Genomic DNA, 24,926 nt, shown 5'->3' with positions numbered 1-24,926 from the left:
AAGATAGGCGAGCGCTTGTTTTCAAATCAAAAACCTTTCTCCTTTCCAGCTGTTACCTATCGATAAAGCAAGATAATGACAGCTCAAAATAGAAATAAAATCTGGATTTGGATAACCAGTATTGTTGGCGGATTAATTTTAATTCTCGCTTTTGGAGCAATGTTTTTAAGTGCCAGATGGAAGCCGATACTTACCGAAAAAATTAAAGAGAGCGTTTACACCAGCTCGAAACATCTTTATAAAATTGATTTTAAAAGTATTAATCTAAACGTAATTACAGGAAGTTTAGCATTAAGAGATGTTACGTTAACTGCAGATACGGCTGTTTTTGATAGTTTGAAAACGCAAAAATTGGCACCAGCTTATATTTTCGAACTTAAATTAAAAAAGCTCCAAATTACAGGAGTTGGCATACTAACGGCATATTTCAAAAAACAGGCAAATGTTAATGCCATTATTTTGGATAAGCCTTCTATCAACATGATTCTAAATAAGGTTGAAAAACAGCCTGACACAGTTAAAAGCGAGAAAACGCTCTATGAACAAATTTCTAAAACTTTCAACTCGTTGCATATAAAAACGGTAAAAATTGTCGATGCGGATTTTGATTACATTAACAAAACAGGTTTAAAGAAGACCAAAAACTCGATTAAACACCTGAATATTTCAATAAACGATTTTCTATTGGATTCTCTTTCTGCAAATGATAGCAGTAGATTTTATTACACGAAAGACATTTCCTTTGAACTTGCAGGTTATAAATCGATAACTAAAGATAAAATGTACTCGATGAAAGTAGATACGATAACAGGCTCTGTTGCATCAAAAAAAATTACAGTTAAAGGTTTGAAATTAACGCCGCTATATCCAGAATTAACTTTTGCCAGGAAATACAATATCCAAAAAGACAGATATGATTTGGCTTTTGATAAAGTAGAATTTAATGGTGTAGATTTTATGGGTTTAAATAGCGATCAAAAACTTCGTGCAAAATCACTAAAAATTGGCCCAGCTAAGGTAGAAGTATTTATGAGTCGTGAATCGCCGCCGCCACCAGGATTTGATAAAGGCCAAAACTATCCGCACATGGCATTGAAAAGATTAAATTTTCCTGTGGATATTGATACCGTTAAATTAACAAATATTGATTTAAAATATAGCGAGTATAATCCTGCAAGTAAAAAAACAGGCTCGGTAGATTTTAAATCCTTAACAGGGAATATTTTAAATTTCACTAATGATACCTTGCAATTGAAGCGAAATAATCATGCCGTGGCCGATTTAAATTCACTTTTAATGGGAACTGGCAAGTTGAATGTGAAGATAGATTTTAACCTCACGGATAAAAACGGCGCATTTTCTTACAGCGGTAACTTAGGGAACTTCGACATGAAAGCTTTAAACTCGCTTTCAAAAAACCTTGGTTTGATAGAAATAGAAAGTGGAAACATTCAGAAAGTAGCTTTTAAAGCCAATGGAAATCTTCGCACTGCAACTGGCTCGATGAGTATGCTATATACCAACTTAAAGGTGAAATTATTATCTGATAATATTGACGGACAAGGCACAAAAGAAAAAGGGTTTTTATCATTTTTGGCTAATGCTGTTCTTGTAAAAGATGAGAATCCAAAGAAAGGCGAATCGCCAAGAACCGCGACAATGACCAATACAAGAATAAACTCTGCTTCATTTTTTAACCTGATGTGGAAAACAGTTTTTATTGGCATAAAGGATATTGTAGGGGTTGGTATCGTTCCTGAAAAGAACCCAGTAAAACAACAAAAAGTTATAGCAAAGAAAATTAGAGAACAAAAGCGAGCCGACAGAAAAGAGGCACGAAAAGAAAAAAGGGATAAAAATTAGGCGCACATTTTTAACAAATACGTTTTAAATGTATATTGCTGATAAAACAGTCCTTAATGAAATGCCAGAAAAAAAAAGACATCGATACAGGTTTATAAAATGGGCTGCGTGGATACTTTTAATATTGGCAGCAATACTTGCATCAATTGCCTGGTTTCTTAATGTAAAATCTCGCCCGCTATTAACATCGCAGATTAAAACGTTGCTTTATAAATCAACTGATAGTCTTTATACCATCACCTTTACTAAGGTTAGTACGAATATTTTAACGGGAAGTGCAACACTTCAAAATGTAAAAATTACTCCAGATACGATTCGTTATAAACAATTGGTGGCTTTAAAAAGAGCGCCAAACAATCTCTATCAGGTTTCACTAAAAAAACTGGTAGTTAATCATTTTCATCCTTTTATACTTTATCGCGAACAAAAGCTTCAAATTGAAGATGTTTTGTTTGATAAACCTGAAGTGTACATGATTAACAAGCAACTCGATTTTAATGAAAATCGAGCGCCTCGACCTATTCAATCGCCTTATACCTTTATCTCCAAAAGCCTGAAAGAGTTTAGCATAAAAAATATTCGTTTTAGAGATGCTAGTTTCAATTACATCAATAAAAATGTAACCAAACCCGAAGTATTTTCAATCGATGATTTAAACATTACACTTGTTGATTTGCTTGTTGATTCTACTTCCTTTGAAGACACCAAAAGATTCTATTTGCTGAAAGATGTTATTATAAATTTAAAGGATTATAAATATCCAACGCCCGATAAAATGTATAACCTGAAACTTAGCCAACTTGATTTCAGAGCATCAACAGGCCGATTAAGGGTTAACAAATTTGCTGTAGAACCACTTTACGATGAGATGAAATTCGGTGAAGTTGCTGGTTATGCAAAAGATCGGTTTAGTATCCTGATGAATAATATTTCATTAAGTGGCATTAATTTACCGCTGTACATTAGCAGGCAAGAATTAAGGGCCAAAGAAATGACAATCGCTAATGGATTTGTAGCGGTTTTTAATAATAACAGTTTGCCTGATCGGGGTAAAGTTAGCCGAATTGGGAAATATCCGCACCAGCTTTTGCAGAGCTTGGATGCACCAATTTTGGTTGATAAAATAAAACTAAAGGATATTGATATTAGCTATGCGGTTTATAATAAAGAAAGTCAGCAAAGAGGTCGGATTTCTTTTGAACATACTTCAGGCATAATTTCTAATGCAACAAATATTGCAGCGGTAAAGGTTAAAAATCCGATTATGGAAGCCAAATTAAACACTTATCTTCTAGGTCAGGGCAAGCTTGATGTCGATTTTAAATTTGATTTAGCGGCTCATACTGGAGATTTTTCTTACAGTGGGATTTTACAGAATTTTAACGCAAGGGTATTAAATCAAATTACAAAACCGCTAGGTTTGGTTCGAATTAACCGTGGTAATGTAGATAAACTTAAATTTGATTTTAAGGCTGATGATTTTGGAACCAAAGGAACTGTTGATTTTTCTTATTTCGATTTATCTGTTGCTTTGATGAAAAATGATCCAGAAAAAGATCATTTGGTTAAGCGAGGTTTACTTTCTTTTTTGGCAAACGCCTTGATCATCAAAGCTGAAAATCCCGGGCCAAATGAAAAGCTTATCTCCGAAAATGTAGTTTATGAGAGGCCTCCAAACACTTCTTTTTTTAATATGATTTGGAAAAGCTTGTTCGTTGGTATTAAACATAGTGTTGGTATTACCGAAGAAAAACAGGCAAAAATTCGAAGCCATATAGCCACATTTAAGGCCATTAAGGAAAGTCGTGAACTAAGACGGCAGAAGAGAATAGAGCGACAGAAATTGAAAGAAAATCGTTGATAAACAAATAATTGTAACGTTTTAATATATTTATGCTCTAAACCTTATAAAACTGAAATTATGATTATTGCCCTCGTTATTATTGGTTTCCTGTTTTTAATGGGAATTTTCTTTTACAATTCTTTAATTGGAAAGAAAAATCAGGTTACAAATGCATTTTCTGCAATTGATGTAATGTTAAAAAAACGTTTCGATTTGATTCCAAATCTTGTTGAAGTGGTGAAACAATATACCACTTACGAACAAGGAACGCTTACCAAAATTGTAGAGTTAAGAGCTAAAGCGGTTTCTGGAAATGTTAGTGATGCAGAGAAAGCTACGATTGATACGCAATTAAGTAGCAGTATAAAAGGCTTAATGTTAAATGTAGAAAACTATCCAGATTTAAAGGCAAATACCAACTTTATTAATTTACAAACAACCTGGACAGAAAGTGAAGAGCAAATTGCTGCAGCCAGAAGAACTTATAACTCTGCAATAACTGATTACAATAACGCGATTATGATGTTTCCTGGAAGCATGTTTGCTGGAATGTTGAACTTTCAGCCTATGGCGGTTTTAGAAACTGCACAAGAAGAACGCAAAAACATCAGCGCAAAAGATCTTTTCAATAGTTAATGGTTAATATTGAAAATAACGCAACACTACAAAATGTACTTGCTACGTTAGAAACCGAGCGGGCTAAAATATCATCAACGCAAAAAAAAGGCTATCTTTTTATAGGCGCAGGTATTATAGTTGCAATAGGGTTTTCTGTGTGGGGCATTCCTGTGCCTGGAGTTATTATTGGGCTTTTCGGTGCTATTTATGGCGGTATAGTTCTTTACAAAATTGCCGATGCACTGAAAGCTTATAAAGAAGCATTTAAAACTCATGTTATTGGGACAGCGCTTAAATCGCTAGATGAGAGCTTAACAATTGAACCTTACAATGGTATTCCCGTTTCTGAGTTTTGTAGCACTCAACTTTTTTCTGAACAACCCGATCGTTATCATACTGAAGATCTGGTTAGCGGAAACGCAGCGAAAACAGGCTTTTATTTTGCAGAAATTCATGCAGAATATAAAAGAGAGGTGCAAACTAAAAACGGTACCAGAACCGAATGGCATGATATTTTTAAAGGTATAATTTTCGTAGCCGATTTTAATAAAAACTTTAAGGGTGTTACATTAGTAAAACCAAAAGATCTTTTCGGTACAATGGGCGCCTGGTTTTCTAAAAATTTGTTTTCATTTAGTGATAAAAATGTAATTAATCTCGAAAGTACGGATTTTGATAAGACCTTTATCACGCATTCAACCGATCAGGTTGAGGCTCGATATATTTTAACGCCAGCGATGATGGAACGCATTTTAACCTTAAACAGAAATGCAAAAAATACAGTTTCACTATCGTTTATCGACAGCAGAATGTATATTGCGTTTCCTTTAAATAGGAATTATTTTGAGGCTCCTGTTTTCAAAACACTCTTAAATCCCGATTTATTAAATGAAGATATCGCGATAATTAACTTTATGTATGATATTGTTAGGGAGCTTGATTTGAATACCAGGATTTGGGGTAAAAATTAGCTTATATACTTTTTAATAATCTCCTCCAAATCGTTAATATCAAACGGTTTAGATAAATAACTATCTGCTCCAGCTTCTTTGGCCAACGCAGAAATATCGTTATTGGCCGAAAAATAAATTACTGGAATGTGTTTTAACTCAGAGTGATTCTTTATTGCTTTTGTGGCCTGAATTCCACCTAAATCGGGCAGCCAATTATCCATAAAAATGATATCGGGCATGTATGCTGCAACCTGGTTTTCTATATCACTAGCATTTTCAGATGTTCTGATTTCATAACCTGCATCTTCTAAAATGAAGGTACATAAATCTAAAATATCTCTATTGTCATCGAAAACGAATACTTTTTTTGTTTCAGTCATAAATTTTACCTTCCGAAGCGTAATTTATATTTTTTTAATTAATCAGATTGTTGATAAATTCTGCCATGTTAAAGGCATCCAAAACCACAACAGGTTTTACTTCATTAACGGCCTGTTGGGGCATATAAGGCATAATTGCTGTGTTTGGATTTTGTACAACAACTAAACCACCAAAACTGTTTGCAATTTTTAATCCAGCTACTCCATCTGCGTTAGATCCCGAAAGTAAAATACAAACCAGTTCATCTTTAAAAATTTCGGCAGCCGATTGAAAAGTCACATCAATAGATGGTCTGGAATAGTTTATCTTTTCTGAATAATCTAAAGAAATGGTATGATTTTCTTCAATTAATAAATGATAATCTGCAGGAGCAATGTAAACATTTCCTGGCAAAATTATTTCTTTTTCTTCTGCTTCGTTAACCGTTAATTTCGTTCTGTTTTTAAGCAGATCACTCAATAAAGAATCGTTACCTGTTTTACGGTGCGTAACCAAAATAATAGGGAAGTTGATATCGCTACTTAAGTCTGGAAAAATTTCTAGCAAAACATCTAAACTACCAGCAGAACCGCCAATAATTAAAGCACTACATTTTCTGGATTCTACAGTTTTCGCCATATTTTTTCCGTTCTGATGCGCTTATATTCTTTAGATCGATTCCAAAAATCTAAGCTTTCTTTGCTACCTAATGCCAAATAACCTAATTTTTCCAGACTGTTATCGAATAACTGAAAAACTTTATGCTGCAATTCTTTATCAAAATAGATCAGTACATTGCGACACAGAATAAGCTGAAACTCATTAAAAGAATGATCAGAAACCAGATTATGGGTCGAGAAAATCATTTTAGAGCTCAGTGTTTCATCAAATTTAGCAAGCGAATAGTTTGCGGAGTAATAAGAAGAAAAGTCTTTTAAACCACCTGAATTAACGTAGTTTTCAGAATATGTTTTTAAATGATTTAAAGGAAATAAGCCTTTTTTTGCTTTTTCTAAAACCGAGGGATTAATATCGGTTGCATAGATAAGCGATTTGTGTAAAAGGTTTAATTCTTTTAATACAATTGCCAATGAATAAGCTTCTTCTCCAGTAGAACATCCAGCAACCCAAATTCTGATAAATGGATAAGTGCCTAAAACAGGTAAAACGTCGTTTCTAAGCGCCTTATAGAAAGTTGGATCGCGAAACATTTCTGTAACATTTACCGTAATTTCTTCTAAAAATCGCTTAAAATATTGCTTATCCGTTCTAACGGTATATCTAAATTCAGCAAAGCTTACAAAGTTATCCAAGGCATACAAGCGTGTAATTCGTCTTTTTATTGAAGCATGGGAATACTCCAGAAAATCGTAACCATGTGCCTCTAGTACATCACTTAAAAGCGTTTCTATCTGTTCATTATCTATCGCGTCGCTAATCACCTGTTTTTGTAACTTCTTCTATCTGTTCTACTAACTCATCTACATTTATTGGTTTCGAAACATAACCCGAGGCACCAGCGCTCAAGCATCTTTCTTTATCACCAACCATTGCCTGTGCTGTTACTGCCAAAACGGGAATGTTCCACATTTTTTCTGATTTTTTCATGGCAGATATGGCTTGATATCCGTCCATATCTGGCATCATCATATCCATTAAGACAACAGCAATATTTTCATTTTCTTCAATAATGGCAAAACCTTCTTTGGCGCCAGGAGCTGATAAACAACCAAAGCCCTTGGCTCTTAAAACAGCTTTAAGAGCGAAAATGTTTCGATAATCATCATCAATTATAAGTACTAACTTTTGAGACATATTTTAAATAAGAGAATTAAGCGTTATGATGATTTTCGTACAACCAAACACGTAAAAGAGAAACTAGCTGATCTAAATCAACAGGTTTACTTATGTAATCGGAAGCGCCTGCAGCAATACATTTTTCACGATCACCCATCATTGCTTTTGCGGTTACGGCTAAAATAGGTAAGTTTCTGTATTTAATATTCTGCCTTATAGCTGTTGTGGTTTCGTAGCCATCTAATTCTGGCATCATCATATCCATTAAAACAACATCAATGGCGGGATTTTCATTTAACAATTTTAAAGCTTCTTTCCCATCGGTTGCAGCGATAACTTTCATTTGATGTTGCTCTAACATTTTTGTTAACGAGAAAATATTTCTGACATCATCGTCAGCAAGCAAAACAGTTTTACCTTTTAAAACATCTTGTAATTCTGAATATTTTTTAGATGTTTTAGTTTTTTCTTTATTCTTTTCTTCTACCAAGTGAAGGAATAATCCAGCTTCATCTAAAATACGTTGGTAAGAATGCGCTGTTTTTACAACGATAGAATCTGCATATTGTTTAATTCTGTTTTCTTCTCCTTTAGATAGGTTTTTACCTGTAAAAATAATAATTGGTAAGTTCTCTAATCCAGGTGTTTTCTTAACAACCTCCAAAGTTTCGTAGGCATGTTTATCTGGAATGCCCATATCCAGGATCACACAATTAACATCTGGTTTATGCAATGCAGATACACTGTCGCTAACCTTAGTTGCTATTTCGGTTTGAATATTGAAATTGCTTAAGAAATAACTTAAAGCTTTTGCATGTTGCTCATTTTCTTCAACAATTAACACCTTTTTTGGGTGACGACTAAGCGCATGTTCCAGTTTTTGGAAAATCTCTTGCATGTGCTCAAAAGCAAATGGCTTATTAATAAAATCTACCGCACCTTTAAGTAAACTTTCTTTTTTTACCTGAAGTGATGACATAATATGCACTGGAATTGGGCGTGTATCAGGAGATGATTTTAGTTCCTCCATTACCTGCCATCCATCTTTAACTGGTAATTGGATATCGAGCAATATGGCTACTGGTTTGTAGGCTTTAGCCATCTCAATTCCAACATCTCCACGAACGGCAACCAGGCCTTTATAATTACGTTTTCGGGTAAATTCCAAAAGCGTTTTTGCAAAAGGGGTATCATCTTCAACAATTAAAATAACTTTATCATCAGGGAGAATATTATCTCTATCATCCTCAATTTCTTGTGGGATATTTGATACCGTTAAACGAGTAACTTTTGGAGTTGTTGATTCCAGGGCAACAGGTTTTTCCCAGGCACTTTTTGTCTCGTTTTCAATGCCTTTATTTTTATCAATCGGCAGGGTTAAGGTAAAAGTACTTCCTTGGTTTTCTTTACTGGTTAAATCGATATAACCTCCTAAAAGTTTTGCGAGTTCTCTGCTAATCGAAAGCCCAAGGCCTGTTCCACCAAATTTACGGCGGGTAGAACCATCAGCTTGTTGGAAAGCTTCGAATACCATTCCTTGTTTATCGGGTGCAATTCCAACGCCTGTATCCTGTACTTTGAAGATTAATGCATTCAGATTTTCGTTTTTCTCGATGTTAAGCGTCACCGCTCCTTCAGTAGTAAATTTAATTGCATTTGATAATAGATTTTTCAAAATCTGTTCCAAGCGCATTTTATCGGTATGAAAAAACTCTGGCACATCGTTCGTTTTATCGATCACCAGTTTTAAGGCTTTTTCTTTTGCCAAAGGATTAAATAACGAAGCCATGTTTAACATTACCTCATCAATTTTAATATTGGCTCTGTCGAGCTCCATTTTGCCAGCTTCTATTTTAGATAAATCAAGAATCTCATCAATTAAACTTAACAAACCTTGTCCAGAACTCTGAATAACTTCTGCATATTCCTGATGTTCGCGATCCATTGCTTCATTTTCGGCCATCAATCTGGATAAAAGTAAGATTGAATTTAATGGCGTGCGTAACTCGTGTGACATATTTGCCAGAAACTCAGATTTATATCTTGTGCTTAATTCTAATGCTTCTGCTTTTTGTTGTATTTCTGCATTACGCTCTTCAATAAGTTCGTTCTTTTCTTCAAGCAAACTACTTCTTTCTTCGAGTTCTTGATTACTTTGTAACAGCTCTTCTTGTTGAACGCGTAGTTCTTCTTCTGATGCCTGAAGTTTTTGAGCCTGCGCTTCTAACTCCGCATTCATGCCTTCAAGCTCATTATGTTGAACCTGTAGTTCTTCTGATTGTGCCTGAGTTTCTTCTAAAAATTGTTGCAGTTTTTGACGGTTTTGAGCACCTAATAATGCAGTGCCGAGATCAGAAAGAATAAGATTTAGAAAGTGTAAGTGTAATTCGCTAAAAGAACCTATTGTGCCTAATTCTAAACCGCCAATCGAGATAGAATTTCTAATAATTGGTAACACCAATAATTGCGCAGGTTTTATATTTCCTGTTGCATAACTAACTGTTAATCCTCCTTGTGGTACTTCATCTAACAAAATTTGTTTACCTGATTTAACCGCCTGGCCAATTAAACCTTCACCAAGCTCCAGCTCTTTGCTTAAATCTTGTCCGTTCAGAGCATATTGTCCCTTTAAATGCAAGCGACCATCATCTTTAAACAAATAAATGGCTCCAATCTGGCTCTTTGTGTAAGTTGCAAGAAATTCGATAATATCATCAGCTAAGCTGAAAACATCTTTTTCGCCAACCATTTTAACATTCAGGTTTGCAACACCAGTTTGTATCCATTCGTTTTCGGCAAGCGTATCGAACGATTTTTTTAACGAAGAAGACATGGTGTTTAACGAATAGGAAAGCTCGCCAATATCATCTTTAGTTTGGCTATCCATAGTGGTACCGTAATTGCCTTCAGAAATTTGGTGGGCAATTTCTTTAATAGCAATAATACGTTTTTCCATTTCGAACTTTTTATCTTCAATTTCCTTTTGAAGTAAAACGCGTTCATCAAAATCGATTGAAACCTTTCTGTAAAAAAACAGGGTAATTAAAATGGCTAAAATTGCTGCGATTACAATTAAAACTGGAGTATAAGCAGTAAGCTTGTTAAGTTCTATCGTTCGTTGTTCTAAGAGATTTCGTTCTTCCTTAACCATTCGCTGAACAACTGAACGAGCTTGATCCATATAGGTTTTGCCTTGGAAAAGAACTGTTGGGTCTACATTGCCGCCTAACGATTTAATTTCGATTGTAGATTTTATGATGTTCAATCTACGAACCATAATATCACGAAGTTCGGCAATACTTTTTTGTTGATTTGGGTTGTCTTTGGTGCTTGCGGCAATTTTGTTTAAAGCCGCAAGAGCCGTATCAGTTGCGCCGTTGTATGGTGCTAAGAAAACTTTGTTTCCTGTTAACAGGTAGCCTCTTTGTCCTGTTTCGGCATCTTTTAAAGTTGAAATTACACCTTCTACATTTAAAATTACTTCGTCGCTGTGTTTAACCAGATCGGTACTTTTTATTAAATTACTAATGCTTATGTATGAAGCAAGCGAACTGATAAAAAGAATAATAAGCGATAAGCCTAAACCTAAACGTAAATTATTTTTAAGAGTTGTTTTCATTAAAATTGTATGCTATTTTTTGTTTGGGGATTTTTATTAAATGGTTTTTGATGCCTCTTCTTGTTCTGATATTGTTTGTTCATCAGTAGGAATAATAAAGTAGAATTCGGAACCTTCATCGATAACGCTATTCACGCCAATTTTGCCACCATGTCTTGCTATAATTTCAGCGCAAATGTATAAACCAATTCCTAAACCATTAAATCGGTTACTGTTTTCTTCCACCCGATAAAACTTATCGAATATTTTCTGCTGTTGTTCTTTCGGTATGCCAATTCCAAAATCCTTTACAGAGAGGTAAAGTTGTCCGTCTTTTATGTTTATAGTAACATTTACCTGATTAGTACCTGGAGCATATTTTATGGCATTGGTTATAAAGTTAATTACAACCTGTTCAAGTCGTATTTCATCGCCAAAAACCATTTCATTGGTTTTGCCAAGTTTGTTAATTTTGAAATCGGGATTGGCTTGCTGAAGCATCTCGATTGCATTATTAACCATGTTATCGGCGCAAAAGCTTTGCATGTTAAACTTCAGCTTTCCGCTTTCAATTTTAGAAATATCAAGCAAATCAACAATAAGGTCGTTTAATTTTTCGAGTTGAGTACTTGCCTTAGCCAGGTGGTTTTCGGCCATGGTTTTATCATCTCTACTTAAACTTCGCTGAAGTAGTTGGATGTAACCTTTTACACTGGTTAAAGGTGTTTTTAATTCGTGACTGGCAATACTAATGAATTCGTCTTTTTTATTTTCTGCTAGCTTTCTAAACTCAATCTCTTCGAGCAGTTTCTCTTGTACTTCGTTAAGTTTTCTGCTTTGCTCGTAAATACGATAAAAGGTTTTTATTTTTAGTAAAAGCACATTTATATCCACAGGTTTAGTAATGTAATCTAAACCACCATTCAAATAACCTTTTGTTATAAACCTTAGTTCGGTGTTTACTGCAGAAAGAAAAATAATTGCGGTGTCTTTTGCCTTGCTAAACCCTGAAATGGCTTCTGCTACTTCGAAACCATCCATGTCTGGCATTTGAACGTCCAGAATGATCAGCACATAATTATTCTTTAAAACTTTTTTAAGGGCATCTTCTCCAGATGAAGCGGTATCGACTTCGAAATTATTAGCTTGTAGTACTTTCTGTAAAGAAATTAGGTTTTCAGGCCTGTCATCAACAATAAGGATCATCTTTTATAAAACATTAGGGAAGCTAGTTAATCTTGTTTGATTTTAAGGGAAAATTACCCCTTAACTGAAAGCAAACAAAGAAGTTTTGAAAATGTTTTAAAAATTATAAATTATTTGATTTGAAGGTATCGCCTTGAGAAATATCGCCAGTTTCGAAACCTTTTTTAAACCAAAACATACGTTGTTGCGAAGTTCCGTGAGTAAAAGAATCGGGTGTAACTTCCCCTGTAGCTTGCTTTTGTAATTTATCATCACCAATGGCATTTGCTGCGGTTAAAGCTTCTTCGATATCACCTTCATCTAATCTAAAATCTTTTAAATTTTGTGCGTTGTGTGCCCAAAGACCAGCAAAAAAATCGGCTTGTAATTCTAATTTAACTGATAAACGATTGTATTCAGTTTCGCTAACGCGCCCACGGGCTTGCTGCAATTTATCGGAAATACCTAAAAGATTTTGAACATGATGCCCAACTTCATGAGCAATAACATAAGCTTGAGCGAAATCGCCTGCGGCACCAAAACGGTTTTTTAACTCATCGTAAAACGTTAAATCAATATAAACTTTATGGTCGCCAGGGCAATAAAAAGGACCAACAGCCGAACTTGCACTTCCGCAAGCGGTTTGAACACCATCACTAAAAAGAACCATTTTTGGATGCTCATAAGTTTTACCCATAGCTTCAAATTCTTTATCCCAAACTTGCTCTGTAGATTCTAAAACACCAGAAACAAATTTTGCCTGTGCATCATTTTCTGGAACGCCCTGTTTAACTTCTGTTGTTCCCGTTTGTGGTAACTGGCTAACCAATCCAGATAAATCCTTTCCGAAAATTAAACCCAATACAATAATAATAATGCCGACCCCACCGCCTAAAGCAGTTTTGCCGCCGCCGCCGCCTCTGCCATCCTCAACATTATTACTTCCTTTACCGAACCACTGCATAGCTTTAAATTTTTTTAAATGAATACCCTATTAATTGAAATTGTAACACTAAAGTATAAAATATTTTTTTTATTAGTTGAGGGATATTTTTTAAGTTGAGGATTAGCTGAAAAGATTAAATTTACAATTAACAATGGACAAGGATTTGAATTTCAAACTAACCAGGCCCGATAAATCAGTTTCTGATTTTGTAGAAAGCTTTTGGCTATTGCATAACCAATCAGATCAGGACAAAGATATTGTGGTTTTGCCCGATGGAAGATTGGAATTGACTTTTTCTAAATCTGAAGCTGAGCCTTTTCATATTGTCCGCTCAGGGATTGAAACATTCCCTTCAAAAGTGGTTTTGAAAGCCAAAACGCTGATGTTTGCCATAAGCTTTAAATTGCTTGCAACAGAATATATTTTTCAAAATGTTGTTTCTAATTTATTGAATTATGCAGAATACATGCCCTTAAATTTTTGGGATTTTACTGAAAAGGATCTTGAAAATTTCGACGGCTTCTGCGAAAAGGCCTCAAAAAAAATACATTCACTTTTACCAAAAAATATAGACGAGCGGAAACAGAAACTTTTTGATTTAATTTATGCTTCAAAAGGCTCATTAACCGTTAAAGAGCTTTCGCAAAGTGTGTATTGGAACAGTCGGCAAATCAATCGGTATTTTAACCAGCAATACGGCATTTCGTTAAAATTATACTGCAATATTTTGCGTTTCCGTGGATCTTTGGATCATATTGCGCAGGGGCAGCTTTTTCCAGAATCACACTTTACTGACCAAAGCCATTTTATCAGGGAAATAAAAAAGTTTTCGGGTGTTGTACCTAAAGAATTATTAAAAAACAAAAACGACCGATTTATACAATTTTCAGTGCTTGATAGGGAATAATTTTGTGTTATGAAATTAGAAAACAAGCAAATTGCCATAGTTGGTGGTGGCCCAGGTGGATTAACACTTGCAAGGTTGCTACAACTAAAAGGCGCAAATGTTAAAGTTTACGAAAGAGACTTTAATAAAGATGCCCGTGTGCAAGGTTCGCCACTCGATTTGCATGAAGAATCGGGCTTGGCGGCTTTACGTAAAGCGAATTTAATAGAAGAGTTTAAAAAGAATTTTCGCCCAGGTGCGGATAAAAAAATCATAGTAAATGAAAACGCAACAATATTTTTCAGCGACCATGAAACTAAAGTAGAAGAAGACTTTGGGAACAAATATTTTCGTCCAGAGATAGATCGTGGTCCGTTAAGGCAAATGCTGTTAGAGTCTTTGCAGCGAGATACCGTTGTGTGGGATAGCCATTTTATTTCCATGGAAAAACAAAATGATGTCTGGCTATTACACTTCAAAAACGGCAGATATGCCTACGCAGATTTGGTAATTGCTTCTGACGGCGCTAACTCTAAAATTCGCCCATATTTAACAGATGTTAAAGCTTTTTATACAGGCATCACCATGCTTGAAATAAATATTTACAATGCCGAAAAATTAACCCCTCAAATTAATGCAATGCTAAATGGCGGTAAAGTAATGGCCTTTGGAAATTCGAAATGTTTATTGGGCGGACAAAAAGGTAACGGCGATTTGGGTTTTTACGCCAGCTTTAAAACTGATGAAAGTTGGGCAACCAATAATGGTTTAGACTATGGAAATAAAACGCAGTTATTGAATTGGTTTAAAAGTGAATATCCAGAATGGAGCAACGTTTGGTATGAAATATTTGAAAATATAAATGCTCCAGTTATTCCTCGACCAATTTATTGCATGCCATTTGATCAAAATTGGAAAGCGTTATCAAATTTAACCATGCTTGGTGATGCAGCGCATGCAATGCCTCCCTTTGCAGGAGAAGGGGCAAATATGGCTATGCTTGATGCATTGGAGTTAAGCGAGTGTTTAACGGCTGATAAACACCATACTGTGCAAGAAGCAATTTCGTTTTACGAAACACAAATGCGTAAAAGAGCAGCAGTTGCGGCTAAAGATTCGGTTGAAAACGGTGAGCGAATGCATTCAGATACGGCCTTGCATGAAATGTTAACGATGTTTGGCCAACATTAATTGGCGATCAGTTTGGAAATGTACTGGAAAGCAAAAAGCCCAGATTTTTACTTCTGGGCTTCTAAGTTTTATTCGCTACACTAACTATTAAAAACAGCTATTGCTTTTTCAATTCTTGATTTTGTTTCGGCTTCGCCAAGTAAAACAGCAATGTCAAAAACACCTGGCCCAAATTTACCGCCTACCAACATAATTCTGAATGGTAACATTAATTCGCCAGGTTTAAATCCTTTTCCTTCAGCAAGTGCTTTAAAAGCAGCTTCTGCATCAGCAGCATTGCTTAAGTTTAAAGTTGAACCAAAAACAGTAAAAAATTCAGCTTTTTCTGCTGTCCATTTTGGTTTCACAGCAGCCGAATCGTATGCTGTTGGCGTAGTGAAAAAGTAAGCACTTTGTGCCACAAAATCAGGCAATAATGTACATCTATCTTTGATTAAATCGATAACTGTATTTAAGTAAGACTGATCTTTTACTTCTATTCCTGCATTTTTTAATTCCTCTGAAATAACTGTCGCCAATCGCTCTGCACTTTCTGTTTTAATCCACTCGTGGTTGTACCATTTTGCTTTTTCAAAATCGAATTTAGCACCAGCTTTACTAATTCTTTCAATAGAAAATTTTTCTTCTAATTCGGTTAGCGAAAATATTTCTTGTTCGGTTCCATCATTCCAACCTAAAAGAGCAAGCATGTTAACAAAAGCTTCTGGCATAAAGCCCATTTCTTTAAATCCTTTGGTTACATCACCTGTTTTTGGATCAGTCCAGTTCATCGCATAAACAGGAAAACCTAAGCGGTCGCCATCACGTTTACTTAATTTTCCATGTCCATCGGGTTTTAAAATTAACGGCAAATGTGCCCATTGCGGCATATCGGCTTCCCAGCCTAAATATTTCCAAAGTAAAATATGAATTGGTGCCGATGGTAACCATTCTTCACCACGGAAGGCATGAGTAATTTCCATCGCTTTATCATCAACTACAACGGCTAAATGATAAGTTGGCATTCCGTCAGCCTTAAGCAAAACCTTGTCATCAACAATTGCGGTTTCGAAAGATACATCGCCACGAATTAAATCGTTAAAATGTACATTTTCGTTTTCAGGAACTTTTATGCGGATAACGTGCGGTGTTTTTACGGCTAATAAGTCTTCAACTTCACTAATGGTTAAAGTTAAAGAGTTGCGCATTTGCATACGTGTTGCTTGTCCGTATTGAAAATTTGGAATTTCCTTACGTTTAGCATCCAAATCTTCAGGCGTATCGAAAGCGTAATACGCATAACCATCGCTAATTAATTGCTCGGCAAATTTGCGATAACTTGGCTTTCTTTCGCTTTGGCGGTAAGGGCCATAAGCCCCAGGCTTATTCGGACTTTCATCTGGTGTAATTCCGCACCAGTTTAAACAGTTTACAATATACTCTTCAGCACCTTCTACAAAGCGATTTTGGTCCGTATCTTCAACACGTAGAACAAAAGTTCCGTTGTGCTTTTTAGCGAACAAATAATTAAACAAGGCTGTACGTACACCGCCTAAATGCAAGCCACCAGTTGGGCTTGGTGCAAATCTTACTCTAACTTTTTTATCCATGGTTGGTTTGTTGAGCGGTAAGCGTTTGGCGTTAAACAACTAAATGTTCATCGCTATGCGCAAAACGCAAGACGATGCAAAGATATGTTTTTCATCTATTTTATATTGTTTTCATAATCAATGAGGCTATTATAATTTTAAAAGTATTTGCCGTTTGGTTTTAGGAAAAAGCATAATGGTTTTATGTTTTTTTCGTTTTGTTATTGTAATTTGGCTACCCAAAGCATGAACCCTTACGAAAAAAAACGCCGCTGGAAATTTTTCCTTCTCATTTTTGCTATCTTAATTGGCATAGCATCAGTGTTTTATACAGATTCATTTGTGAAAAAGATGGAGCGAGAAGAAGCAAATCAATTTCAGCTTTGGGTTAAAATCACAGAGCGTTCTATGCTCTTAATGGATAACGAAAATCTAAGCAGCATTATCGAAACCGTGAGGCAAAACACAAAAATGCCTGTTATATTGGTTAATAAGGATGATGTAATCGTTTCTTCTACAGGATTGGATAGCACTAAAACGATGTATTCGGGTAACGATAAATTAGTTTATGATAGTTTATATTTCGTAAAACAGTTAAGGCAAATGCAGGTTCAGCATAAACCTGCTGCTATGAATATTTTTGGAGATGAGTTTAAAGCATATTATAAAGATTCGTTTATATTAACCCAACTTCGTTATTTCCCCTATATCCAAATGGGTGTAATTTTTCTCTTCCTTTTAACGGCTTATGCAGCGTTTAGTTCGGCAAGGCGAGATGAACAAGACCACGTTTGGGTAGGATTGGCAAAAGAAACAGCTCACCAGCTGGGTACACCAATATCATCGTTAATGGCTTGGGTAGAGTTAATGAAATCGAAATTCGATGCTGAAGACGACCCGCTTATTGCTGAAATGGAAAATGATATTAAGCGCCTTGAAATTATAACCGACAGATTTTCTAAAATTGGTTCGAAACCGATTTTGGATGACCATGTTGTTTACATTGTTATCAGCGATTTTATTCGATATTTTAAAGTCAGAACTTCTGATAAGGTAAAGTTTAGTATTACTGGAGATGAGCAGGTGAGAGCAATGTTAAATGTGCCTTTATTTGATTGGGTTATCGAAAATCTTTTAAAAAATGCTGCCAATGCCATCGAAAATGAGGGTTCTATATCCGTAAATATTATCGAAAACCTGGCAAAAGAACAAGTTTTTATAGATGTTAGCGATACTGGGAAAGGTATTCCGAGATCCAAGTTTGATGCTGTTTTCCAACCTGGTTATACCACAAGAAAACGTGGATGGGGTTTAGGTTTATCTTTAACCAAACGTATTGTAGAAAATTACCACAGTGGCGAAATCTTTGTAAAAGATTCGGAATTAGGAAAAGGAACCACTTTCAGAATTATATTAAAAAGCAGTTTAACTTATGAACCGACCACAGCCTAACGAATATCCTGCCTGGGGAGAAACTTACATTAGTAAAGTAGATAAAGATATTTTTGAAATACTTGAAGAACAGGTTTTTAGTATTCCAGTTTTATTTGAAGCAAATAAGGAGAAAGAAAACTTTGCTTATGCAGACGGGAAATGGACATTAAAAAAAATGCTTGGGCACATTATCGATTGCGAGCGTATTTTTGCTTACAGAATTACTGCGTTTGCAAGAAATGAAAAACAACATTTACCAGGTTTTGATGAGGATGATTATGTTTCGAATGCTCGTTTCAGCGAACGCAATTACGAAGATATGATTGAGGAATTTGCTGCACTCCGTAAAGCAAATTTATACTTATTTAGAAGTTTAAACGAGGACGAGTTAAATCGGATTGGCACAGCATCAAATAGAGAAATCAATGTAAAATCAATTCTTTTTATTGTTGCAGGTCACATTATTCATCATGTTGGAGTATTAAAAGAGCGTTATCATGTGGTTTAAAAATTTTACTATTGATGATTTAAACAGCCGTCCGAAAAATCATATTGGTGGTTTGTTGGATATAAAATTTACGGAGATTGGTGAGGATTTTATAATCGGAACCATGCCCGTAGATGAACGCACACATCAACCTGCGGGTATTTTGCATGGCGGGGCATCAGTAGTTTTAGCCGAGACATTAGGTAGCATTGCCTCTTACATGTGTATCGATCCTGATAAATATGTTGCAGTAGGTTTAGAAGTAAATGCAAACCATTTACGACCTGTAAAAAGTGGTTTGGTTACTGGTATCTGCAAGGTTATTCACCGAGGCGCAAAAACTCATATTTGGGATATAAAAATTTACGATGAAAGAGGTAAAATGAATTGCATTAGCCGTTTAACGGTTGCAGTTATTAATAAGCCCCAATAAAAAGAAGCCTGTTTCGTTTGTACAAAACAAGCTTTTTATAAATTGATATTTATTTATTCTTTAACATTTCTAAAGCTAAAGCTGCAATTTCGCCTGTAATTTGTGTTGGCGAGTTACAGTCGCAATTGCTCAATCCGATAACGTAAATATCTTTAGCAGGAATATAAACGCCCATTGTTTTGAAGCCGAATACGCTACCGCCATGTTCTCTGGTCGCTATTCCGTTTATTTGTTTAACGTGCCAGCCATATCCGTAAGTAAATTCTTCGCCATTATTTAATTTGTATTTGCTGAAAGCTTTTTGTGTTTCTTTTGCATTAAGCAGGATATTCTGGTTTAACGCATTTTGCCATTTCAACATGTCGCCCACAGTCGACATTAAAGAACCTGAAGAAAAAGGAACAGTAAAACTAATTATTGTTTTATTTACATATCCAGATTCCTTTTTGTGATAACCGTAAGCTCTTTTGTTGATTACATTTCTATCACTTGCGTAGTAAGAATGAGCCATTCCAGCTTTTTCGAAAATATAATTTTTAACAAATTGCTCATAAGTTTCTCCAGAAACCAATTCTATAATATACCCTAAAATAACATAGCCAGAATTGTTGTAGTCAAATTTTTCACCTGGTGGAAAATCGCTGGGCTCATTTTTAAAAAAATCGACCATCATTTTTGGTGTCATATCCTTTTGTGCAATACTGGCAAGCGATTTCATTTTTGTAAAATCCCTTATTCCAGAAGTATGCGTAAGCAAATGATGAATCGTTATTTTATCGCCAGATGGATAATCGGGTATGTATTTGGAAACTAGGTCTGTTACCTTTAACTTGCCTTGCTCTTCCAGTATAAGTATCGATATGGCTGTAAACTGCTTGGTCATAGAACCTAGCTGGAAAACATTTTCAGAAGTTAAATTTACATCCAACTCTAAATTTGCCTTGCCCACAGCTTTTTGATAAACTGTTTTTCCGTTCTGTGCAACCATAAATACAGCGCCAGGGCCACTTTTATTGCTAAACGCTGTTAAAATCAAATCATCAACTTTAGTTTCAAAACTTTGTGCACAAGCTACCACAGAGTTTAACAGAACGCAAACGAAGAATAGCGAACGGGCATACATAGGCTTGAACACAAAACTTTTAAACTCTTTATATGCCACGTTCATGTTATTTATCAATTGCTTTCTTTTCGATAAGGAATGAGGTAATTAAACCTAAACCACCGAAAATACCTAAACACCCAAAGTAAACTGCAACCGCCTGACCTTCTTCGTTGTGGGTCATATTCGGGCCAAATATACTTCTTACTGTAAATAGGGCAACTAATAAGCCGATTCCAAGGCCAACTAATAATAAGCCGAATTTTAAACTTAAGTATGGTTTTGGCGCAGATTTACCAATACCAGGGTTGATACCGCGTTCGATCATTGCCATTTTTTCCTTATTCGATAAATAACGGATTCCGAACACCATTGCGAATGTGCCTAGGAAAATTGAGATTGGGACTAATATACCGCCTTCCATGATTATAATTTTTTAAAGTGTAAATATTTAAATTTTCTTTTTAGAACTTGTTCTGTGTATTATGACTACATGCTTTTTAATCAGGTTACACCCCGAGAGAAAAAACTTTTTATAGCTTTATATTCTTTAAAAACCATTTTGCAAAATCAATTGAGAAATATAGAAATCTTTTCTTCGCTAAGCGATGAAGCATTGGACTTACTCTATGTTCATGTTAGTTTGGTTAATCATCAGAAAGGTGAAATCCTAATCCACGCAGAGCGAACAGAACCATATTTTTATATCCTAGAGGAGGGTATTGCCAGGGCGTATTCTGATGGAGAAAATCAACAAATCACATTTTGGTTTGGGGAAAAAGGAGATATTCTATTCTCTTATAACAGTTATATTAACAATAAACCAAGTTACGAAAATATAGAACTATTGGAAAATTGCAGGCTTTACAAAATCAAAATTGCGGATTTGTTGGCCTTGTATTCTGTAAATATCGAACTAGCAAACTGGGGCAGAAAAATTGTAGAAGCCGAATTAATTGCAACAGAGAAAAGATTAATAGATCGTTTATTTAAAACAGCAACAGAGCGTTATCACGATTTTTCGATACAAACTCCCGAATTAATTAAGAAAGTAGCACTCAAGCACATTGCTTCCTATCTCGGTGTTACGCAGGTTACACTGAGCAGGATAAGAGCTACAATAAAATAGTTTATTATTTAACATATGTAAAATGTAGCATCTAACCACATTCATAACTTTGCACAAACACATTTTTATGAACTGGATTATCTTAATTATAGCTGGCTTGTTCGAAGTTGGCTTTACCACATGTCTTAAATTATCTAATAACTTCTCCAATATAAAATGGAGTGTAGGTTTCTTTATTTGCATTGCGTTAAGTTTTATGTTACTAAACAAAGCGGCACAAACTTTACCAATGGGTACGGCGTACGCCGTTTGGACTGGAATCGGTGCTGTAGGAACCGTAATTGTTGGTATAATTTACTTTAATGAGCCAGCCACATTTTGGCGTATATTTTTTATCTGTACTTTAATCGGCTCTATTGCAGGATTAAAATTCTTTGCATCGCATTAAGGGTTGTATGTTTTTTCTTGCAGATTAAAAGCACAAATTAGTGCGAAAGAGACTAAAATAATATAATTTATTTTCAGCTGTAACCTGCCTATCTTTAATGTAGTCTTATGGGTAAGTATGAAGCAAGAGTTAACAGATTTAGAGCTGATTCAAAATGTATTAACTGGAGAAACCAGTCAATATGCTTTGTTGGTAAAACGCCATCAGCGATTTGTTTTTACGCTTGCTTTACGTTTTGCTAAAAACCGTGAAGATGCCGAAGAAATTGCTCAGGATTGTTTTATCAAAGCTTATAAAGCATTAGGAACATTTAAACAAACTGCTAAATTTAGCACCTGGCTGTACACAATTACTTATACAACCGCAATGACTTTTCTGCGGAAAAAACGGTTAGATACTTCATCTATAAGCGATGAAGATACTTTTTTGCAGTTAGAAAACCATACCTCGGCATTTAATGCAAATATTTACGAACAGCAGAATAGTCATGCTTTTTTAAATGAAGCAATTACACATTTAATGCCCGATGATGCTGCCATTATAACCATGTTTTATAAAGGCGAACAAAGTTTAGAAGAAATTGGTGTTGCTTTAAATATGGAACCCAATACGATAAAAGTAAAACTGCACCGAGCCAGGCTAAGATTAAAAGAGAAATTACAATTTTTGTTAAAAGATGAAGTAAAGGAGTTACTATGAATACAATAGAACAACAACTTTGGGATTATATTGATGGAAATCTTGACGAAATCCAAATAAAAAACATCGAAGAAAAAATAGAAAGCAATGCTGCCGTAAAATTGCAGTACGAAGAATTATTAAACTTAAATTTCGCTTTTAGCGAGATGGAGCTTGACGAACCTTCTATGTCGTTCACTAGAAATGTGATGGAAAATGTTGCGCTCGAACCTGCGCCTGTTTCATTAAAAACGAGAGTAGATACCCGTATTATTTTTAGTATTGGTGCCTTTTTTGTTATTTCGATACTGGGTCTTTTAGGTTATATACTTTATAATTCTACTTTTACAATGCCCAATTTTGGTAAATATTTTACTGCAGATTTTAATTTAGATAAATATATAACGCCAACTGCAATGTATGTTTTTATCGGTTTGGATATTATTATTGGTTTAATATTTATGGACTATGTGCTAAGAAGAAAATTGAATCATAAGGATTAATTACATTTCTTCTCCCGTAGATTGAATTGATTATTTTATCCGTTTTACGGGATAAGAATTAAATAGACTTTAAAATTTTTAAACCATCTTTCCACCCACCATAACCAGAAGCCGCATTTATATGCCCAGCTTTACCAATATCTATAAATTCACTTCCCCATTTTTCAGCAAAAAACTCGGCTCGTTCCATCGAAATCCACTCGTCGTTTGTGCTGGCTACTATTATAGTTTTAAAATCAATTTTAAATAAAGGAATAGGGTCGAAGCCAATGGTTGGGAAAGTATATTGCGGTGCTTCAACATCGCTTGGCGCAACTAACATGGCGCCTTTAATCTTTTGATTATACTTTTGTGCCCAATGTACAATAGCCATACAACCCAAGCTATGGCCAATTAAAACTACAGTTGATAAATCGTAACCTGAAATGGCTTTATTAATACCCTCAGTCCAATCATTACAAGAAGGTGAATCCCAATCGATTTGATTTATTCGGGTAAAATTCGAAGCTGATCTTTCGAAATAAGTTTGCCAATGTTCTGGTCCTGAGTTGCCGATTCCAGGAACAATAAAATAGTTAATCATGATAAAATTTGGGGCTTGATTTATTAATAACGAGAGTAATTCCTTTTAAATTTTACTCAATAAAAAAGGCTGCCATCGCAAGAAAGCAGCCCTCTTTGTAAATATGATAGTTAATTAAATTACTTTCACATTAACGGCGTTTAAGCCTTTTTTACCGTTAGCAACTTCGTACTGTACTTTGTCGTTTTCACGGATTTCGTCGATAAGACCTGTTGAATGAACAAAGATTTCGCTATCGCCGTTTGCAGGGATGATAAAACCAAAACCTTTAGTTACATTGAAGAATTTTACTGTGCCTTCTTGCATTGTATTAAATATTAAAATTAAGAACGCAAGGTAAGTTTTAATTTTTAAAATCAAAATAATTTTTAACATTTTTTTAACGTTAAAAATTTGTAAAGGACAGATTACTAAGGCTTTTTAATTGCTTTACCAACAACGCCAATCGAAATTTGACTATTATGGGCGATTCCTAAAGTTGTTCCTGGCATTACATTAAAAAGATTTCTAATGTATATATCTGCAATTCCCTGTACTACTTTAATTTTCTGATCTGTATCTTCAGGAATAATGCCGCTGATACTTTTTACATGGATATTTCCTTGAAAATCGACAATTGCGGTAAACTTATAAGCAAAATCTCTGTATGCTCTATCTATATCAATTCTATATTCAGGAAATATGTAATTATAAGATGCTGTCCGTCCAGATAATTTATCGCCAGGTATTTCTATTTTTTTTACCTTAACAACTTTACTTTTTGGGATAAACACCACGGGTTCTGTTGCTGCAAAACTGCTGTCGCTGCTGGCATTAACTACATCAGAACGTTTAAGAATAAATGAAGTATCTGCTTTGGTTGGTTTCTGTAATTTATCGGCTGTGGTTTTAAGTTTATTCTTAATATAGGTCTGAGCATAAAAAGTCATATTCACATCCGAACGGAAATCTTGGGCAATAATTTTATTGTTAACCTGTACACGTTGAAAAACCAAACTATCTTTACTAATGTGTTTTACCTTAAACCACTCTTCTGCAAAATTGTAAAGGTTTCCGTGGTCAAATTGGAGGTAGAAATTTTGCATTCTATTTTTTTGAGGGCTCCAGGCGCTCATGGTATCTTCCTTAACAACCTCAATTATCCACGATGGCTTTTGCATAAAACCTTCGGGGTTAAAAGAAAGGCCATTACTAAACCTTCGCTTAACCTCTGTATATTTTATGCCCTTAACTGGCTCAAATCTAAAATCACGTAATTCGGGATTGGTTGTTTTATTACCAGATTTGCAAGCAGAAAATAAAGCCAATAAAAAAAGGAGGTAGCAAAAATTTTTAATCATATCTATATAACGCAACAAGCACAATTTTCGACTAAAATAAT

Annotated in this window: 26 protein-coding genes; 13 read left to right on the top strand and 13 right to left on the bottom strand. The window is 35.0% G+C overall.

What is annotated here, in order from left to right; translation table 11 throughout:
• The first annotated feature begins 75 nt into the window (after positions 1-75).
• The 4 genes from ABD692_RS15100 (at position 76) to ABD692_RS15085 (ending at position 5,295) form a co-directional block, all read left to right on the top strand.
• A complete protein-coding gene (locus ABD692_RS15100) occupies positions 76-1,863 on the top strand; it encodes an AsmA family protein (RefSeq protein ID WP_344768284.1) in 1,788 nt (595 codons plus the stop codon).
• A 61-nt stretch (positions 1,864-1,924) separates the two neighbouring features.
• Complete coding sequence (locus tag ABD692_RS15095) at positions 1,925-3,724, top strand: hypothetical protein (protein WP_344768282.1); 1,800 nt, start codon at positions 1,925-1,927, stop codon at positions 3,722-3,724.
• 60 nt (positions 3,725-3,784) lie between these two features.
• Positions 3,785-4,342 carry a LemA family protein gene (locus tag ABD692_RS15090; RefSeq protein ID WP_344768280.1) on the top strand — a complete coding sequence of 186 codons (558 nt, stop codon included), beginning with the start codon at positions 3,785-3,787 and terminating at the stop codon, positions 4,340-4,342.
• On the top strand, positions 4,342-5,295 hold the full coding sequence (locus ABD692_RS15085) for a DUF3137 domain-containing protein (protein ID WP_344768277.1): 954 nt from the start codon (positions 4,342-4,344) through the stop codon (positions 5,293-5,295). Before ABD692_RS15090 ends, ABD692_RS15085 begins: the two co-directional genes overlap by 1 nt.
• Here the strand turns inward: ABD692_RS15085 and ABD692_RS15080 are convergent.
• The 7 genes from ABD692_RS15080 to ypfJ all read right to left on the bottom strand — a co-directional run bounded on the left by ABD692_RS15080 (position 5,292) and on the right by ypfJ (position 13,181).
• Entirely contained in the window at positions 5,292-5,657 is a 366-nt protein-coding gene (locus tag ABD692_RS15080) for a response regulator (protein WP_344768275.1), read from the bottom strand. The genes ABD692_RS15085 and ABD692_RS15080 overlap by 4 nt on opposite strands.
• 34 nt (positions 5,658-5,691) lie before the next feature.
• Positions 5,692-6,276, bottom strand: a complete 585-nt coding sequence (locus ABD692_RS15075) for a chemotaxis protein CheB (RefSeq protein ID WP_344768273.1) — start codon at positions 6,274-6,276, stop codon at positions 5,692-5,694.
• Entirely contained in the window at positions 6,261-7,079 is an 819-nt protein-coding gene (locus ABD692_RS15070; protein WP_344768271.1) for a CheR family methyltransferase, read from the bottom strand. The genes ABD692_RS15075 and ABD692_RS15070 overlap by 16 nt, the downstream gene beginning before the upstream one ends.
• Positions 7,072-7,452 carry a response regulator gene (locus ABD692_RS15065; protein WP_316754898.1) on the bottom strand — a complete coding sequence of 127 codons (381 nt, stop codon included), beginning with the start codon at positions 7,450-7,452 and terminating at the stop codon, positions 7,072-7,074. The genes ABD692_RS15070 and ABD692_RS15065 overlap by 8 nt, the downstream gene beginning before the upstream one ends.
• Before the next feature lie 16 nt (positions 7,453-7,468).
• Positions 7,469-11,053, bottom strand: coding sequence for a response regulator (locus ABD692_RS15060; protein ID WP_316754900.1), 3,585 nt, complete (start codon positions 11,051-11,053; stop codon positions 7,469-7,471).
• A gap of 36 nt (positions 11,054-11,089) precedes the next feature.
• Complete coding sequence (locus ABD692_RS15055) at positions 11,090-12,238, bottom strand: sensor histidine kinase (protein WP_344768269.1); 1,149 nt, start codon at positions 12,236-12,238, stop codon at positions 11,090-11,092.
• 103 nt (positions 12,239-12,341) lie between these two features.
• Positions 12,342-13,181, bottom strand: coding sequence for a KPN_02809 family neutral zinc metallopeptidase (gene ypfJ / locus ABD692_RS15050; protein WP_316754904.1), 840 nt, complete (start codon positions 13,179-13,181; stop codon positions 12,342-12,344).
• A 133-nt stretch (positions 13,182-13,314) separates the two neighbouring features.
• Between ypfJ and ABD692_RS15045 the strand changes: the two genes are divergently transcribed.
• Positions 13,315-14,070 carry a DUF6597 domain-containing transcriptional factor gene (locus ABD692_RS15045; RefSeq protein WP_316754906.1) on the top strand — a complete coding sequence of 252 codons (756 nt, stop codon included), beginning with the start codon at positions 13,315-13,317 and terminating at the stop codon, positions 14,068-14,070.
• A gap of 9 nt (positions 14,071-14,079) precedes the next feature.
• Positions 14,080-15,240, top strand: coding sequence for an FAD-dependent oxidoreductase (locus ABD692_RS15040; protein ID WP_344768266.1), 1,161 nt, complete (start codon positions 14,080-14,082; stop codon positions 15,238-15,240).
• Between the two features lie 80 nt (positions 15,241-15,320).
• Here the strand turns inward: ABD692_RS15040 and gltX are convergent, their stop codons facing one another.
• Complete coding sequence (gene gltX, locus ABD692_RS15035) at positions 15,321-16,829, bottom strand: glutamate--tRNA ligase (protein WP_316754910.1); 1,509 nt, start codon at positions 16,827-16,829, stop codon at positions 15,321-15,323.
• A 225-nt stretch (positions 16,830-17,054) separates the two neighbouring features.
• Here gltX and ABD692_RS15030 point away from each other — a divergent pair, with 225 nt between their 5' ends.
• The 3 genes from ABD692_RS15030 to ABD692_RS15020 are packed head-to-tail and all read left to right on the top strand — an operon-like array spanning position 17,055 to position 19,162.
• Positions 17,055-18,260 carry a sensor histidine kinase gene (locus ABD692_RS15030; protein WP_316754913.1) on the top strand — a complete coding sequence of 402 codons (1,206 nt, stop codon included), beginning with the start codon at positions 17,055-17,057 and terminating at the stop codon, positions 18,258-18,260.
• Positions 18,241-18,750, top strand: a complete 510-nt coding sequence (locus ABD692_RS15025) for a DinB family protein (RefSeq protein WP_344768263.1) — start codon at positions 18,241-18,243, stop codon at positions 18,748-18,750. Before ABD692_RS15030 ends, ABD692_RS15025 begins: the two co-directional genes overlap by 20 nt.
• On the top strand, positions 18,740-19,162 hold the full coding sequence (locus ABD692_RS15020; protein WP_316754917.1) for a hotdog fold thioesterase: 423 nt from the start codon (positions 18,740-18,742) through the stop codon (positions 19,160-19,162). The genes ABD692_RS15025 and ABD692_RS15020 overlap by 11 nt, the downstream gene beginning before the upstream one ends.
• 49 nt (positions 19,163-19,211) lie before the next feature.
• Here the strand turns inward: ABD692_RS15020 and ABD692_RS15015 are convergent, their stop codons facing one another.
• Positions 19,212-20,330, bottom strand: coding sequence for a serine hydrolase domain-containing protein (locus tag ABD692_RS15015; RefSeq protein ID WP_316754919.1), 1,119 nt, complete (start codon positions 20,328-20,330; stop codon positions 19,212-19,214).
• A 1-nt stretch (position 20,331) separates the two neighbouring features.
• Positions 20,332-20,688, bottom strand: coding sequence for a DUF6249 domain-containing protein (locus ABD692_RS15010; protein ID WP_316754921.1), 357 nt, complete (start codon positions 20,686-20,688; stop codon positions 20,332-20,334).
• A gap of 150 nt (positions 20,689-20,838) precedes the next feature.
• Here ABD692_RS15010 and ABD692_RS15005 point away from each other — a divergent pair, with 150 nt between their 5' ends.
• From ABD692_RS15005 to ABD692_RS14990, 4 genes are all read left to right on the top strand, one after another.
• On the top strand, positions 20,839-21,393 hold the full coding sequence (locus ABD692_RS15005) for a Crp/Fnr family transcriptional regulator (protein WP_344768259.1): 555 nt from the start codon (positions 20,839-20,841) through the stop codon (positions 21,391-21,393).
• Between the two features lie 67 nt (positions 21,394-21,460).
• A complete protein-coding gene (locus tag ABD692_RS15000) occupies positions 21,461-21,781 on the top strand; it encodes a DMT family transporter (protein ID WP_316754926.1) in 321 nt (106 codons plus the stop codon).
• Between the two features lie 117 nt (positions 21,782-21,898).
• Positions 21,899-22,480, top strand: a complete 582-nt coding sequence (locus ABD692_RS14995) for an RNA polymerase sigma factor (protein ID WP_316754927.1) — start codon at positions 21,899-21,901, stop codon at positions 22,478-22,480.
• Entirely contained in the window at positions 22,477-22,962 is a 486-nt protein-coding gene (locus ABD692_RS14990) for an anti-sigma factor (protein WP_316754928.1), read from the top strand. The genes ABD692_RS14995 and ABD692_RS14990 overlap by 4 nt, the downstream gene beginning before the upstream one ends.
• Before the next feature lie 58 nt (positions 22,963-23,020).
• Here the strand turns inward: ABD692_RS14990 and ABD692_RS14985 are convergent, their stop codons facing one another.
• The 3 genes from ABD692_RS14985 to ABD692_RS14975 all read right to left on the bottom strand — a co-directional run bounded on the left by ABD692_RS14985 (position 23,021) and on the right by ABD692_RS14975 (position 24,885).
• Complete coding sequence (locus tag ABD692_RS14985; RefSeq protein ID WP_316754930.1) at positions 23,021-23,545, bottom strand: RBBP9/YdeN family alpha/beta hydrolase; 525 nt, start codon at positions 23,543-23,545, stop codon at positions 23,021-23,023.
• A 114-nt stretch (positions 23,546-23,659) separates the two neighbouring features.
• The gene (locus tag ABD692_RS14980) at positions 23,660-23,851 is read right to left on the bottom strand and encodes a cold-shock protein (protein WP_010599196.1); all 192 of its coding nucleotides are present in this window, start codon (positions 23,849-23,851) and stop codon (positions 23,660-23,662) included.
• 104 nt (positions 23,852-23,955) lie between these two features.
• Positions 23,956-24,885 (bottom strand): hypothetical protein, encoded by a 930-nt coding sequence (locus ABD692_RS14975; RefSeq protein WP_344768254.1) that lies wholly within the window; start codon positions 24,883-24,885, stop codon positions 23,956-23,958.
• Positions 24,886-24,926: the final 41 nt, after the last annotated feature.

The sequence above is a fragment of the Pedobacter ginsengiterrae genome, from assembly GCF_039537385.1.
Taxonomy (GTDB): Bacteria; Bacteroidota; Bacteroidia; order Sphingobacteriales; family Sphingobacteriaceae; genus Pedobacter; species Pedobacter ginsengiterrae.
This window is presented reverse-complemented; position numbering and strand designations above follow the sequence as displayed.

Excerpts from the sequence above, each read along its gene's own strand:
- ABD692_RS15100 (WP_344768284.1), top strand. The coding sequence starts at position 76 with ATGACAGCTCAAAATAGAAATAAAATCTGGATTTGGATAACCAGTATT.
- ABD692_RS15095 (WP_344768282.1), top strand. The coding sequence starts at position 1,925 with ATGCCAGAAAAAAAAAGACATCGATACAGGTTTATAAAATGGGCTGCG.
- ABD692_RS15090 (WP_344768280.1), top strand. The coding sequence starts at position 3,785 with ATGATTATTGCCCTCGTTATTATTGGTTTCCTGTTTTTAATGGGAATT.
- ABD692_RS15085 (WP_344768277.1), top strand. The coding sequence starts at position 4,342 with ATGGTTAATATTGAAAATAACGCAACACTACAAAATGTACTTGCTACG.
- ABD692_RS15080 (WP_344768275.1), bottom strand. The coding sequence starts at position 5,657 with ATGACTGAAACAAAAAAAGTATTCGTTTTCGATGACAATAGAGATATT.
- ABD692_RS15075 (WP_344768273.1), bottom strand. The coding sequence starts at position 6,276 with ATGGCGAAAACTGTAGAATCCAGAAAATGTAGTGCTTTAATTATTGGC.
- ABD692_RS15065 (WP_316754898.1), bottom strand. The coding sequence starts at position 7,452 with ATGTCTCAAAAGTTAGTACTTATAATTGATGATGATTATCGAAACATT.
- ABD692_RS15060 (WP_316754900.1), bottom strand. The coding sequence starts at position 11,053 with ATGAAAACAACTCTTAAAAATAATTTACGTTTAGGTTTAGGCTTATCG.
- ABD692_RS15055 (WP_344768269.1), bottom strand. The coding sequence starts at position 12,238 with ATGATCCTTATTGTTGATGACAGGCCTGAAAACCTAATTTCTTTACAG.
- ypfJ (WP_316754904.1), bottom strand. The coding sequence starts at position 13,181 with ATGCAGTGGTTCGGTAAAGGAAGTAATAATGTTGAGGATGGCAGAGGC.
- ABD692_RS15045 (WP_316754906.1), top strand. The coding sequence starts at position 13,315 with ATGGACAAGGATTTGAATTTCAAACTAACCAGGCCCGATAAATCAGTT.
- ABD692_RS15040 (WP_344768266.1), top strand. The coding sequence starts at position 14,080 with ATGAAATTAGAAAACAAGCAAATTGCCATAGTTGGTGGTGGCCCAGGT.
- gltX (WP_316754910.1), bottom strand. The coding sequence starts at position 16,829 with ATGGATAAAAAAGTTAGAGTAAGATTTGCACCAAGCCCAACTGGTGGC.
- ABD692_RS15030 (WP_316754913.1), top strand. The coding sequence starts at position 17,055 with ATGAACCCTTACGAAAAAAAACGCCGCTGGAAATTTTTCCTTCTCATT.
- ABD692_RS15025 (WP_344768263.1), top strand. The coding sequence starts at position 18,241 with ATGAACCGACCACAGCCTAACGAATATCCTGCCTGGGGAGAAACTTAC.
- ABD692_RS15020 (WP_316754917.1), top strand. The coding sequence starts at position 18,740 with ATGTGGTTTAAAAATTTTACTATTGATGATTTAAACAGCCGTCCGAAA.
- ABD692_RS15015 (WP_316754919.1), bottom strand. The coding sequence starts at position 20,330 with ATGAACGTGGCATATAAAGAGTTTAAAAGTTTTGTGTTCAAGCCTATG.
- ABD692_RS15010 (WP_316754921.1), bottom strand. The coding sequence starts at position 20,688 with ATGGAAGGCGGTATATTAGTCCCAATCTCAATTTTCCTAGGCACATTC.
- ABD692_RS15000 (WP_316754926.1), top strand. The coding sequence starts at position 21,461 with ATGAACTGGATTATCTTAATTATAGCTGGCTTGTTCGAAGTTGGCTTT.
- ABD692_RS14995 (WP_316754927.1), top strand. The coding sequence starts at position 21,899 with ATGAAGCAAGAGTTAACAGATTTAGAGCTGATTCAAAATGTATTAACT.
- ABD692_RS14990 (WP_316754928.1), top strand. The coding sequence starts at position 22,477 with ATGAATACAATAGAACAACAACTTTGGGATTATATTGATGGAAATCTT.
- ABD692_RS14985 (WP_316754930.1), bottom strand. The coding sequence starts at position 23,545 with ATGATTAACTATTTTATTGTTCCTGGAATCGGCAACTCAGGACCAGAA.
- ABD692_RS14980 (WP_010599196.1), bottom strand. The coding sequence starts at position 23,851 with ATGCAAGAAGGCACAGTAAAATTCTTCAATGTAACTAAAGGTTTTGGT.
- ABD692_RS14975 (WP_344768254.1), bottom strand. The coding sequence starts at position 24,885 with ATGATTAAAAATTTTTGCTACCTCCTTTTTTTATTGGCTTTATTTTCT.